The organism is uncultured Rhodospira sp., assembly GCF_937138205.1.
Taxonomy (GTDB): domain Bacteria; phylum Pseudomonadota; class Alphaproteobacteria; order Rhodospirillales; family Rhodospirillaceae; genus Rhodospira.
The window spans coordinates 16328-28413 of the sequence record NZ_CAKZOT010000005.1 but is presented as its reverse complement, the minus strand read 5'-3'; the positions used below and the strand labels follow the sequence as shown (position 1 = coordinate 28413).

Below are 12086 nucleotides of genomic sequence, written 5' to 3'. Positions count from 1 at the left end.
GACGACTACCTCGCAAGCGTCGTCACGGCATGACCCGTTCACCCGATTCCCCTGCGGCCTCAATAGTCCCCGCCCGGATCACCCCCCATCCGCCCGCGCGCCAGGATTTCGCGCTTGCCGACGTGGTTGGCGGGGCTGATCAGGCCCTCGCTCTCCATGCGCTCGACAATGCGGGCGGAGCGGTTGTAGCCGATCTGCAGGCAGCGCTGGATGAAGCTGACCGAGACCTTGTTCTCGCGCAGCACCAGGGCCACGGCCTGGTCGTACAGGTGATCGCCCGAGCTCTCGCCGAAGCCGCCGTCGGTATCACCACCGGCCGGACCGGTGTCGTCGACCACCGGGGCGCCGTCCTCGTCCTCCTCGATGATGGAGTGGACGTATTCCGGCTCGCCCTGGTCCTTGAGCTGCGACACCAACGCCTCGACCTCGCGGTCGGAGACGAAGGCGCCGTGCACGCGGGTGATGCGCCCGCCGGCGGTCATGTACAGCATGTCGCCCTGGCCGACGAGCTGCTCGGCCCCCGCCTCGCCCAGGATGGTGCGGCTGTCGATCTTGCTGGTCACCTGGAAGCTGATGCGGGTGGGGAAGTTGGCCTTGATGGTGCCGGTGATGACATCCACCGAGGGGCGCTGGGTGGCCATGATCAGGTGGATGCCGGCGGCCCGCGCCATCTGCGCCAGGCGCTGGATGACGGCCTCGATTTCCTTGCCGGCCACCAGCATCAGGTCGGCCATCTCGTCGACCACGACGACGATGTAGGGCAGGGTCTTCAGGTCCATGGGCCGTTCCTCGATGATCGGCTCCTTGGCCTGTCGGTCATAGCCCACTTGGACCGGCCGGGTGATCACCTCGCCGTTGGCCTGCGCCTCGCGCATCCTTTGGTTAAAGCCCTCGATGTTGCGCACGCCCACGGCCGACATGGCGCGATAGCGGCTTTCCATCTCGCGCACCGCCCACTTCAACGCCATCACCGCCTTGTTGGGATCGGTCACGACCGGGGTCAGCAGGTGCGGAATGCCGTCGTAGACCGACAGCTCCAGCATCTTCGGATCGACCATGATGAGGCGGCAGCGCTCCGGCGACATGCGCGACAACAACGACAGGATCATGGCGTTGATGCCCACCGACTTGCCCGACCCCGTGGTGCCGGCGATCAGCAGGTGCGGCATCCGCGACAGGTCGACCACGAACGGGTTGCCGTCGATGCCCTTGCCCAGGGCCAGCGGCAGCTTGGCCGCCGTGTCGGCGAAGGCGGGCGCGGTCAGGATACCCTTCAGGTAGACCGTCTCGCGGCTGTCGTTGGGCAGTTCGATACCGATGACGCTGCGCCCCGGCACCACGGCGATGCGCGCGGTGACCGCGCTCATGGAGCGGGCGATGTCGTCGGCCAGGTTAATGACGGTCGAGGACTTGGTGCCGGGGATCGGCTCCAGTTCGTACAGCGTGATCACCGGCCCCTGATGGACCTGCATGATCTCGCCCCGGACCTTGAAGTTGCGCAGGACCGTTTCCAGCGCCCGCGCCCGGTCGGCCAGGGCCTTTTCGTCCAGCACCCGTTCGGGATCGTCGGCGGGGTCCTGCAGCACGTCGAGAGAGGGCGGCCGGTAGCCAGGCGGGGCCTCGTCCGGGGCGGGCGCGCGGTCTTCCGGTGTCTCTGCGTCGTCCGTCCAGTCGGGCGCCTCCCAGGCCTCATCGTCGGCGGCGTCCTCCACGTCGTCCTGCGTCCAGGCGTCGTCCTGCCACGCCGTCTCGGCGTCGGCGGGCGCGGTGTCCGCCGTGTCGGCCTCGTCGGGGAGATCGGACTCCGCGTCTTCCTCCACCGGCGCGGCGAGCGCGGCCTCGGGCGCCCGGAACGCGGCCCCCAGCGGCACGGCCGGCATGGGCCGGTCGTCCTCGCCCTCGCCGTCCGGGTCGCCCTCTTCAAGCGCCTCGCGCGCCGCCCGGTGGGCGGCGTCGGCCCAATCGACACCAGCAACGAAGGCGAAGGCCATGGCCGCCGCCGCCGCCTCGTCGCTTTGGCCGGTGCCGTAGGCCACGGTCTGGGCCTCCTGGCCTGGATGCACCTCGACGTCCCACTCTGTGGCGCCGTCCGGCCAGACATGCTCGGTCATGCGGAACGGCATGTTGTTCAGGGCGCACCAGAGATTGAACTCGTCCGCCGTCAACACGTCCGTCTCGGCCATGTCGTTGGAGGGAGAGGGGGGCGTCAGGGGCATCGACATCATCCTTTCAGGAGCCGCAACAACCATAGGCGACGGGCCGTTCGCGCCACGGGACACGGCACCGCGCCGAGCGCCCGCGTGTCACACGGGACCTCGCCGCAGTGCTCAGGAAGTGCTCAGGCTCCACACAGTATCCAGATGCTGTAGGATCCGGCGCGTATTGTCCACCATATCTTTGTGTCACGCAACGCGGCCGCCACTCATCCGTCGTCGTACGCGCCGCGCCGGCCGATCTGCACGTCGCGGTGCACCCAGGCGCTGATGAGCAGGCCGAACGCCAGCATCAGCGTCAACATGGCCGTGCCGCCGTAGCTGACCAGCGGCAGCGGCACGCCGACCACCGGGATCAGGCCCATCACCATGGCGATGTTGATGAACACGTACAGGAAGAACGTGACGGTCACACCAATGGACACCAGCCGGCCGAACTGATTGCGCGTCCGCAGGGCGATGGCCAGCCCGTAGGCCACCACCAGCACATACAGCACCAGCAGGCCGATGCCAGCCAGCATTCCGAACTCCTCGGCGAGCATCACAAAGATGAAATCCGTCTGCTTCTCCGGCAGGAAATTCAGGTGGCTTTGCGTGCCTTGCAGGAACCCCTTGCCGGTCAGGCCGCCCGAGCCCAGGGCGATCTTGGACTGCAGGATGTGATACCCGGCGCCCAGCGGGTCACGCTCCGGGTTGATGAACGTCAGCACCCGCTGCTTCTGATAATCGTGCAGGAACTGCCACGCCACCGGGATCACCGACAGGCCGGCGACGACGACCAGGGCGAACATCCACAGCCGCACCCCGGCGACGAAGAACAGCACGGCGGCGCCGGCCAGCATCATCAGGGCCGTCCCCAGGTCGGGCTGCCGCAACACCAGGGCCACCGGCGCCAGCACCAACAGCACGGGGATCACCAAATACAGCGGCCGTCCCACGTCGGACAGGTCGGCGCCATGGAAGAACCGCGCCAGCGCCAGGACGAGCGCGACCTTCATCAACTCGGACGGCTGGAGTTGGATCACCCCCAGGTCGATCCAACGCTGCGCGCCCATGCCGATGGTGCCCTTGACCTCCACCGCCACAAGGAGCACGAAGGCCAGCGCGTACAGCCAATAGGCGTATCGCATCCACTGACGGATATCGATCAGGGCCACCACGAGAAGCAGGACCAGCCCCACCCCGTAGCGCGTGATGTGGCGGGACGCCCACGGGTCCATGTCGCCGTTGGCGGCGGAATACAGCATGACCACGCCGATCCCGGCCAGGGCGCTGATGAGCAGGACGAACGACCAGCTCACCTGCCAGAGCTTCTCGCCCAACGTCATCTCGCCGCGCCGCATTCGCGCGGTCATCAGTCCATTGCTCATTGTGGACGCCGCTCCTCGCTCTCCTCGGCCCCCGTTTCCGCGTCGGTCAACCGCCGGACGCCCCCTTCGCCCGGCGGCGCGTCACGGATGGCCGCCACCTCCCGCGTCGTGCGGCGGCGCGAGGGATCCAGGCGCAGCGCCTCCAGCATGACGTCGTGGGCGATGGGCGCGGCATGGCGCGAGCCGCCGCCGGCGTGTTCGACGATGACCGAAATGGCATAACGCGGCGCCTCGGCCGGCGCGAAGCAGACGAACAGCGCGTGGTCGCGGAACTTCCACGGCAGCTCTTCATTGCTGCGCACCCCGGTTTGCCGCTCTTGCATGGTGATGCGGCGCACCTGCGAGGTGCCGGTCTTGCCGGACATGGTCTGGCCGTCGACGTCGATGGCCGAGCCCCGGGCCGTGCCGCGATTGCCGTTGACGACCCGCCACATGGCGTTCTGAACCAAGCCCATGAATGGCTTGGACACACCGATCGACTCAAAGGCTGGGGTGGGCCGCTCGACCAAATGTCCGTCCCGAATCTCCTGGCGGCACAGGGTCGGGCGGACCGCCAGCCCGTTGTTGGCGATGCGCGCGGTCATCACGGCCAGTTGCAAGGGCGTCGCCAACACATAGCCCTGGCCGATGCTGGCCACCAGGGTCTCGCCCTGCACCCAGGGCTGGCCCAGCGTGGCCGTCTTCCACGCCTTGCTGGGGATCAGGCCGGGGGCCTCGCCGGGCAGTTCGATGTCCAGCGGCGCGCCCAGGCCCATGCGGCGCGCCATGTCGGCGATGCGCTCGATGCCAATGCGCCGCGAGACCTCGTAGAAATAGACGTCGCAGGACTGCTCGAGAGCCGAGGTCATGTTCATGTGGCCGTGGCCGCCCCGTTTCCAGCAGTGGAACCGGTGGTTGCCCAGCCGCAGGTGGCCGGGGCAGTAGACCGTCTGCTCGGCGTTGACGATGCCGCTTTCGAGCGCCGCCAACGCCACCACCATCTTGAACGTCGAACCCGGGGCATACTGTCCGGCCAGGGCCTTGTTGCGCAGCGGGGCACGCGGGTCGTTGGCCAGCGCCGCCCATTCCGCCTGCGACAGGCCGCGCGCGAAGGCGTTGGGATCGTAGGCGGGCATGGAGGCCATCGCCAGCAACTCGCCGGTATGCACGTCCATGACGACGCAGGCGGCGCTTTGCTCGCCCAGGCGGCGCGAGGCGTAATCCTGCAGCCGCATGTCGATGGTCAGCTGGACCTCGTGCCCCGGCTCGCCCTCCTCGTTGCGCAGTTCTCGGATCATGCGGCCGACGGCGTTGACCTCCACCTGGCTGGCACCGGCCTTGCCGCGCAAGGGCAGGTCGTAGACCTTCTCGATCCCGGCCTTGCCGATGCGGAAGTCGGGCAGCTGCAACAATGGATCGTCGCCGATCATGTCCTCTTCGGCCACGGCGGCGACATAGCCCAGGATGTGCGACACCAGATCGGCGTACGGGTAGTCGCGGGTCAGGCCCTCGTCGATGATGACGCCGGGCAGGTTCGGGGCGTGCACCTGGACCAGGGCCATCTGCTCCCAGGTCAGGTTCTCGCGCACGGTCACCGGCACGAAGCTGCGCCGGCGGCTGCTTTCCTTCAGGACCCTCTGGTGGTCGTAGTCGCTCAATGGCACGAGATCGGCGAACGTCTGCAGGGTCTGTTTCAGGTCACGCGTGCGTTCGGCGATCACCAGGGCGCGGAAGTTCTGGCGATTGACGGCCAGGGGGACGCCGAAACGGTCAACGATGCGGCCGCGCGGCGGCGGGATCAGGCGCATGTTGATGCGGTTCTCGTCGGCCAGGGTGCGGTACTTCTCGGCCTCCATGACCTGGAGGTAGTACATGCGCGCGCCCAGCAGTGAGACGAGCAAGGCCTTGCCGCCGGCCAACAGCACGACGCGGCGCGCGAAAACCTTGGATCGATCGCCATCCTTCTGCATGACCTGCCTCATCGTCGCAACGGGCGGTCCGCACGACCGCCGACGGCCGTGGCGCGGCCCGGGTCCGTCGTCACGCCTCCTTGCTGAGCAGAACGTCGGCCCAGGCGAACACCCAGGCGAACACCGGATACAACAGCAGGGTCAGGCCATAGCTGGCCAGCAGCGCCCCCGGCGCCGTCACATGGCCGGTCAACACCGCGATGATCAGCGCCTTCAGCAGGATCGCGCCCAGGGCCACCAGGGCCAGAGCCCACCAGGTGATCAGGAACGGCTTGCCGACAAAGAACCGGTACTGCGTCAGCACCACCGCCTGCACCAGCATCAGCACCAGCGAACTGACCCCCAGCGGCGTGTTCATCAGGATGTCTTCCAGCACACCCAACGAGAATCCGCCCAGATACCCCATCATGTCGGGCCGGTGCACGGCCCAGTAGTACACGCACAGCACCGTGACCATCGGCCCGGCTCGCAGGAACCCCGGCGTCGTCATCGGCACGATGGCGATCAGCAGCAACACCACGGACAACCCGAACGGGATCAGGCTGCGCAGCGTCTGGATCAGGCTTTGCCAGGGCGTGGGTCTCATCGGGGCACGCCTTCCTCGTCTCTTTCACCCTTACGGGGGCGCATTTCCGGCGCCCGGATCAGCGACGATGCCATTGAGGCCGTAGTCCAGGATCCGCACCAGTTCCAGCCGGCTTTCCTCGATGAACAGCTCCACCCGGATATGGCCCTCGTCCACCGACGCCACCACGCCCACCGGCAGGCCGGGCGGAAACGCCCCCGCGATCCCCGACGTGACAATGCGGTCGCCCGGCGAGACGCCGGTCTGCGACTTCAGGAACGCAAGATCCGGCCGGTTGCGGTTGTTGCCGACCAGGATCGCCCGCGCCCGGCTTTCCTCCATCACCACCGACACCCTTGAGTTGATGTCGGTCAGCAGCAGCACCCGGCTGGAGCGCGCGCCCACCTCGGTCAGGCGCCCCACCAGGCCCTCGCCCGCCACCACCACCTGCCCGGACCGCGCCCCATGGCGCGAGCCCACCGTCACCAGCAGGCTGCGGGCGAACACGCCGCCGGTATCGGCCACCACACGGCCGGTGAGGGTGCGCGGCGTCGGGTCCGGCACCATGTTGCCAAGCTCGCGCAGGCGTTGGTTTTCCGCCTCCAGCCGGCGCGCCAGGGTCTGCCAGTGCAGCAGGCGCTGGTTCTCCTCGCGCAGGCGGGCGTTCTCGGCCCGGATGGCGGCCAGTTCGCGCAGGTTGTTCATGACCGCGCCGACGCTGGCCGCCGGCTTGCTCATGACCTCCAGCACCGGCGTCAGGGCATCCGAGACGGCGGTGCCCACCCGCGAGACCAGCAGGGTATCGGCCTTGCCCAGCAGCATGAGCCCGAACGCGGCCACCACCAGAACGACGAAGGCCAGCCGATGCAAGGCCACCTTCATCGCTCCGAACCGGGACATCTGGCCGTTCGTCTGCATCACGGGCTGTCGTGCCCCTGGCACGCGGTCTTTACAACGGGCGCCCGCGCCGCCGCCCCCCCATTGCGGGGCCGCGGCCCTGCCCGGCCGAACGGGTGCGGATCGCGCGACCCGACCCCTGTCACGAACGCCGCGCCGGGCGGCGGACGGTCATGTGTACGGCACGGCCGGTTAATACATTGTGGTCAGAACATTGCGCAGCTTCTTCATTTCCTCAAGGGCCCGGCCGGTGCCCAGCGCGACACACGACAGCGGGTCGTCGGCAATCGAGACCGGCAGGCCGGTGGACATGCGCAGTACGAAATCCAGATTGCTGAGCAGAGCGCCGCCGCCCGTCAGCACGATTCCCTTGTCGACGATATCGGCCGCCAGTTCCGGCGCCGTGTGCTCCAGGGCGACCTTCACCGCCTCGACGATGGCGGCGACCGGCTCGCCCAGGCTGTCGGCGATCTGCGCCTCGCTGATCACCAGTTCCTTGGGCACGCCGTTCATCAGATCCCGGCCCTTGATCTCGATGGTCCGACCGGGACCCTCGGCGGGCGCGCAGGCGCTGCCGATGTCCTTCTTGATGCGCTCGGCCGAGCCCTCGCCCACCAGCAGATTGTGATTGCGGCGGATGTAGGCAATGATCGCCTCGTCCATCTTGTCGCCGCCGACTCGCACCGAGCGGGCGTAGACGATGCCGCCCAGCGACAGCACCGCCACCTCGGTGGTGCCGCCGCCGATGTCGACAACCATCGAGCCGGTGGGCTCGGTCACCGGCAGGCCGGCGCCGATGGCGGCGGCCATGGGTTCCTCGATCAGGTAGACGCGGCGCGCGCCAGCGGCCTCGGCGCTTTCCTGGATGGCGCGGCGCTCGACGGCGGTGGAGCCGGAGGGCACGCAGATGATGACCATCGGGCTGGCGAAGCTGCGCCGGTTGTGCACCTTGCGGATGAAGTGCTTGATCATCTCCTCGGCCACCTCGAAATCGGCGATGACGCCGTCCCGCAGCGGCCGGATGGCCTGGATGTTACCGGGGGTGCGGCCGAGCATCTGCTTGGCCTCGTCGCCGACCGCCAGGACCTGCTTGCGGCCCTTGTGTTCGGCGATCGCCACCACCGAGGGCTCGTTCAGGACGATGCCCCGCCCCTTGACGTACACAAGGGTGTTGGCGGTGCCCAAGTCGATGGCCATGTCGGCGGATAGCCACCCCGTCATCCTGGAAAACATGTGTCCTCACTCAAGCCGCGTCTGGCGCTCCGGCGGAGCGGCGTCGCCCCCGGTCCGGCCGGGCTTCGGTCACGCCCCGAGAGGCGGTATGGGCCGCCTTCGCCACGTGCGGTGATATGCACGATGGCGGGGCGCTCTGTCCACGCCTTTCCGGTCCACTCGTGGCGAGGGAGTCTGCCCCGATCCGGCAGGAGGGACAAGGGGTGGCTGGTCAAGCGGTGGTGGATCAATTTCCAGCGCATACGAAATCAAGGATGCTTTGGGCCGTTTTGTCAATCTCTCCCGCACATCTTGGGGAGATTTTCTCACATGGAGGGCCATTTTGGTCGAAAAGCGGGCCAAAGCTGGCGTCGCATGGCGCCGTTGCTATGATCGAGCGGCTCTCGCCGATGGGGCGGGCCAGCCTGGACGAAGGGGTTAGGCAATGGAAGCGCGCGGCCTGATACGGTCCATCACGAGCGTTCTGTGGTTCGGCGCGGTGGTTTTGGTCGGGAGCATCCTGATCCTGGGCAAGGACGTCCTTGTGCCGCTGGTGATCGCCCTGATCATCTGGCACCTGATCAACGCCCTGAACGAAGGCATCGCCGCCGTGCCGCGCGTCGGGCCGGCGCTGCCCGGATGGGCGCGGCTGACCCTGTCCTTCCTGGTCATCGGGCTGCTGCTGACCCTGTTCGGCCGCATGGCCAGCCAGAACATCGCCGAGGTGACCGAAGCCGCGCCGCGTTACAAGGAAACCCTGAACGCGGTCATGCACGATCTCTCGGTCTGGGCGGGTCTCGGCCAGGCCATCGACCTGGAACACCTGATGCGCCAGGTCCCGATTGAGGACCTAGTGCCGGACGTGGCCAGCGCCGTCTCCGGCCTGGTGGGACAGGCCGGGTTGATCCTGGTCTACGTGTTGTTCCTGCTGATCGAGCAGCGGCGCTTCGACGACAAGCTGCGCGCGCTGTTCCCGGACCCCGGCAAGGAGGCCCGCGCGCGGGCGATCCTGGGCCGCATCGAACGCGACATCGAGACCTACGTCTGGATCAAGACGGCCACCAGCATCGCCACCGGCGCCATCAGCTATGCCGTCCTGATCGTGGTCGGGGTGGACTACGCGGCCTTCTGGGCCGTGGTGATCTTCCTGCTGAACTACATCCCGACCATCGGCTCGCTGCTCGGCGTGGCCTTCCCGGCCCTGCTGGCGCTGGTGCAGTTCGACACAGCGGTGCCGGCGGTGGTGGTGGCCGGAACCCTCGGCGCCGTGCAGATCACCATCGGCAACCTGGTCGAGCCGCGCCTGATGGGCCGGTCGCTGAACCTCAGCCCGCTGACGGTCATTGTGTCGCTGGTGGTCTGGGGCAACATCTGGGGCGTGGTGGGCATGTTCATTGGCGTGCCGCTGACCGGGATTCTGGTGATCGTGATGTCCTATATCCCGGCCGCGCGGCCGGTCGCCATTGTGCTGTCCAGCGACGGCCGCATCCAGGACCGGTGAAAGACCGTCATGCGAACGTCGGCCGCCCCTTGCGGGGGCCGTGACCAGTCGGTATCCATGCCCACCGGGACGACCACGGCCGGGCCGCCACCGCCGCCCCCGGCTCAGACAGGAGTACACCAGGACATGCCGAAGCTCGTCTTCATCGACCGGGATGACACGCGCCACGAGGTGGAGGTGCCGGTCGGCCTGTCGGTGATGGAGGCCGCGCACCGCCACGACATCGACCTTGAGGGGGCCTGCGAGGGCTCGCTGGCCTGCTCGACCTGCCACGTCATCGTCGATCCCGCCTGGTTCAAGAAGCTGAACGAGCCGAGCGAGGACGAGGAGGACATGCTCGATCTGGCCTTCGGCCTGGCCCGCACCTCGCGGCTGGGCTGCCAGATCATCATGACCGAGGAGCTGGACGGCCTGGTGGTGCGCCTGCCGGCGGAGACGCGCAACGCGATGCTGTAAGGCGCGCGGCCCCGGCCCATCCCCTTGTGATGCTCAAGGAGACCGTATCCATGGCGGATCAGACGGACACCCCCGAGGCCGTGCCGGGGATCGCCGAGGCGGACACCCTGTTCGCCCGGCTGCGCCACGAGTGCCGGGCGGAGTGGAATGCCTATGTGAACCACGACTTCGTGCGCCAGATGGGGACGGGCGACCTGCGCCAGGAGTGCTTCCGGCACTACATGGGCCAGGACTACCTGTTCCTGATCCAGTTCGCGCGGGCCTATGCCCTGGGCGTCTACAAGAGTGAGACGCTGGAGGACATGCGCCGCATGGGCGAGGGCATGGCGGCCATCCTCGACGAAATGGGCCTGCACGTGAAGTACTGCCAGGGCTGGGGCATCTCGCCGGAGGAACTGGAGACCCTGCCTGAGGCGCGGGCCACGGTGGCCTACACGCGCTATGTGCTGGACCGGGGCATGGCCGGCGACCTGCTGGACCTGAATGTGGCCCTGTCGCCGTGCGTCATCGGCTACGCCGAGATCGGCGCCCGGCTGCTGGACACCGTGGACCCGGGCGAGGATCATCCCTACGGCGCCTGGATCCGCGAGTACGGCGGGGCCGGCTACCGTCAGGTGGCGCGCGACGCGGTCGAGACCCTGGACCGCCTGATGGCGACGCGCGGCGGCCCCGGCCGCCTGCCGGGGTTGATCGACACCTTCCGCGAGGCCACCATCCTGGAAGCCGATTTCTGGCAGATGGGACTAACTCTTGCGCGATGACATGCCGTCTGACACCGATCTCAACGCCGCCCTGGACGGCCTCGCCCCCGGGCGCGGCCGGCGCGCGGTCGTGGCCATGTCGGGGGGCGTCGACAGTTCGGTGACCGCCGGCCTGCTGGCCGAGGCCGGCTATGACGTCGTCGGCCTGACCATGCAGCTCACCGACCACGGGCAGGTGGTGCCGGGCGGACGCACCTGCTGCGCCGGGCAGGACATCCACGACGCCCGCCGGGTCGCCGACCGGCTGGGCCTCCCGCACTACGTGGTGGACTACGAAAGCACTTTCCGCCGCGACGTGATGGACCCCTTCGCCGACAGCTATGTGCGGGGCGAGACACCCGTGCCCTGCGTGCTGTGCAACCAGACGGTCAAGTTCCGCGACCTGCTGGCGGCGGCGCGTGACCTGGGGGCCGATGTGCTGGCCACGGGGCACTACGTCCGTTGGCGGGACACGGAGGGCGGCCCCGGCCTGTGGCGTGCCCGCGACGCCGCCAAGGACCAGAGCTATTTCCTGTTCGCCACCACGCGCGAACAGTTGGAGACGCTGCGCTTCCCCCTGGGCGGCCTGGACAAGACGCGCACCCGGGCGCTGGCCGCCCGCTACGGGCTGGCGGTACACGACAAACCGGAAAGCCAGGACATCTGTTTCGTCCCCGACGGCGACTATGCCCGGGTGGTCGAGCGCCTGCGCCCTGGGGCCTTGGAACCGGGCGAGATCGTCGACACGGCCGGCCGCGTGCTGGGCCGACACGACGGGGTGATCCATTACACCGTGGGCCAGCGGCGCGGCCTGGGCATCGGCGGCACGGCCGAGCCGCTGTACGTGGTGCGGCTGGAGCCGGAGTCGCGCCGCGTCGTGGTCGGCCCGCGCGCGGCCCTCGGCCGGGACCGCTTCACTCTCCGGGCGGTGAACTGGCTGGGGCCGGGCGCGGCGATGCCGCCGGACGGCGTGCGCGCGACCGTCAAGATCCGCAACACCTTCGCCCCGGTGCCGGCGACGATTGCCCCGCGCGACGACGGTCGCGCGGCCGTCACCCTGGACGCCCCGGCCGACGGCGTCTCGCCCGGCCAGGCGTGCGTGCTGTACGACGGTGACCGCGTGCTCGGCGGCGGCTGGATCGAGCGCGGGTAGGCGCCCAGGGAACAGCTTGAGGGGCGCGCG

At 68.6% G+C, this 12086-nt stretch carries 10 protein-coding genes; 4 read left to right on the top strand and 6 right to left on the bottom strand.

The window, feature by feature from the left end; all coding sequences use genetic code 11:
• Nucleotides 1–59: 59 nt before the first annotated feature.
• The 6 genes from Q0309_RS00900 to Q0309_RS00875 all read right to left on the bottom strand — a co-directional run bounded on the left by Q0309_RS00900 (nt 60) and on the right by Q0309_RS00875 (nt 8227).
• Complete coding sequence (locus Q0309_RS00900; protein WP_299436337.1) at nt 60–2216, bottom strand: DNA translocase FtsK; 2157 nt, start codon at nt 2214–2216, stop codon at nt 60–62.
• A gap of 206 nt (nt 2217–2422) precedes the next feature.
• Nucleotides 2423–3583, bottom strand: coding sequence for a rod shape-determining protein RodA (gene rodA / locus Q0309_RS00895; RefSeq protein ID WP_299436334.1), 1161 nt, complete (start codon nt 3581–3583; stop codon nt 2423–2425).
• Nucleotides 3580–5532: a penicillin-binding protein 2 gene (gene mrdA / locus Q0309_RS00890; RefSeq protein WP_299436331.1), complete on the bottom strand. Its 1953-nt coding sequence runs from the start codon at nt 5530–5532 to the stop codon at nt 3580–3582. The genes rodA and mrdA overlap by 4 nt, the downstream gene beginning before the upstream one ends.
• Nucleotides 5533–5602: 70 nt before the next feature.
• The gene (gene mreD / locus Q0309_RS00885; RefSeq protein WP_299436329.1) at nt 5603–6118 is read right to left on the bottom strand and encodes a rod shape-determining protein MreD; all 516 of its coding nucleotides are present in this window, start codon (nt 6116–6118) and stop codon (nt 5603–5605) included.
• A 30-nt stretch (nt 6119–6148) separates the two neighbouring features.
• Nucleotides 6149–7015 (bottom strand): rod shape-determining protein MreC, encoded by an 867-nt coding sequence (mreC, locus tag Q0309_RS00880; RefSeq protein ID WP_299436340.1) that lies wholly within the window; start codon nt 7013–7015, stop codon nt 6149–6151.
• 171 nt (nt 7016–7186) lie between these two features.
• A complete protein-coding gene (locus tag Q0309_RS00875; protein ID WP_150062989.1) occupies nt 7187–8227 on the bottom strand; it encodes a rod shape-determining protein in 1041 nt (346 codons plus the stop codon).
• Nucleotides 8228–8651: 424 nt separating this feature from the next.
• Here Q0309_RS00875 and Q0309_RS00870 point away from each other — a divergent pair, with 424 nt between their 5' ends.
• The 4 genes from Q0309_RS00870 to mnmA all read left to right on the top strand — a co-directional run bounded on the left by Q0309_RS00870 (nt 8652) and on the right by mnmA (nt 12056).
• Nucleotides 8652–9707 carry an AI-2E family transporter gene (locus tag Q0309_RS00870; RefSeq protein ID WP_299436322.1) on the top strand — a complete coding sequence of 352 codons (1056 nt, stop codon included), beginning with the start codon at nt 8652–8654 and terminating at the stop codon, nt 9705–9707.
• A gap of 126 nt (nt 9708–9833) precedes the next feature.
• On the top strand, nt 9834–10163 hold the full coding sequence (locus Q0309_RS00865; RefSeq protein WP_299436319.1) for a ferredoxin family 2Fe-2S iron-sulfur cluster binding protein: 330 nt from the start codon (nt 9834–9836) through the stop codon (nt 10161–10163).
• A gap of 50 nt (nt 10164–10213) precedes the next feature.
• Nucleotides 10214–10924, top strand: coding sequence for a thiaminase II (gene tenA, locus Q0309_RS00860; RefSeq protein ID WP_299436316.1), 711 nt, complete (start codon nt 10214–10216; stop codon nt 10922–10924).
• 1 nt (nt 10925) lies between these two features.
• Nucleotides 10926–12056, top strand: coding sequence for a tRNA 2-thiouridine(34) synthase MnmA (gene mnmA / locus Q0309_RS00855; protein ID WP_299436313.1), 1131 nt, complete (start codon nt 10926–10928; stop codon nt 12054–12056).
• Nucleotides 12057–12086: the final 30 nt, after the last annotated feature.

Bases quoted from the DNA above. Each gene is read 5' to 3' on its own strand.
- Q0309_RS00900 (WP_299436337.1), bottom strand. From the start codon at position 2,216: ATGCCCCTGACGCCCCCCTCTCCCTCCAACGACATGGCCGAGACGGAC.
- rodA (WP_299436334.1), bottom strand. From the start codon at position 3,583: ATGAGCAATGGACTGATGACCGCGCGAATGCGGCGCGGCGAGATGACG.
- mrdA (WP_299436331.1), bottom strand. From the start codon at position 5,532: ATGCAGAAGGATGGCGATCGATCCAAGGTTTTCGCGCGCCGCGTCGTG.
- mreD (WP_299436329.1), bottom strand. From the start codon at position 6,118: ATGAGACCCACGCCCTGGCAAAGCCTGATCCAGACGCTGCGCAGCCTG.
- mreC (WP_299436340.1), bottom strand. From the start codon at position 7,015: ATGCAGACGAACGGCCAGATGTCCCGGTTCGGAGCGATGAAGGTGGCC.
- Q0309_RS00875 (WP_150062989.1), bottom strand. From the start codon at position 8,227: ATGTTTTCCAGGATGACGGGGTGGCTATCCGCCGACATGGCCATCGAC.
- Q0309_RS00870 (WP_299436322.1), top strand. From the start codon at position 8,652: ATGGAAGCGCGCGGCCTGATACGGTCCATCACGAGCGTTCTGTGGTTC.
- Q0309_RS00865 (WP_299436319.1), top strand. From the start codon at position 9,834: ATGCCGAAGCTCGTCTTCATCGACCGGGATGACACGCGCCACGAGGTG.
- tenA (WP_299436316.1), top strand. From the start codon at position 10,214: ATGGCGGATCAGACGGACACCCCCGAGGCCGTGCCGGGGATCGCCGAG.
- mnmA (WP_299436313.1), top strand. From the start codon at position 10,926: ATGCCGTCTGACACCGATCTCAACGCCGCCCTGGACGGCCTCGCCCCC.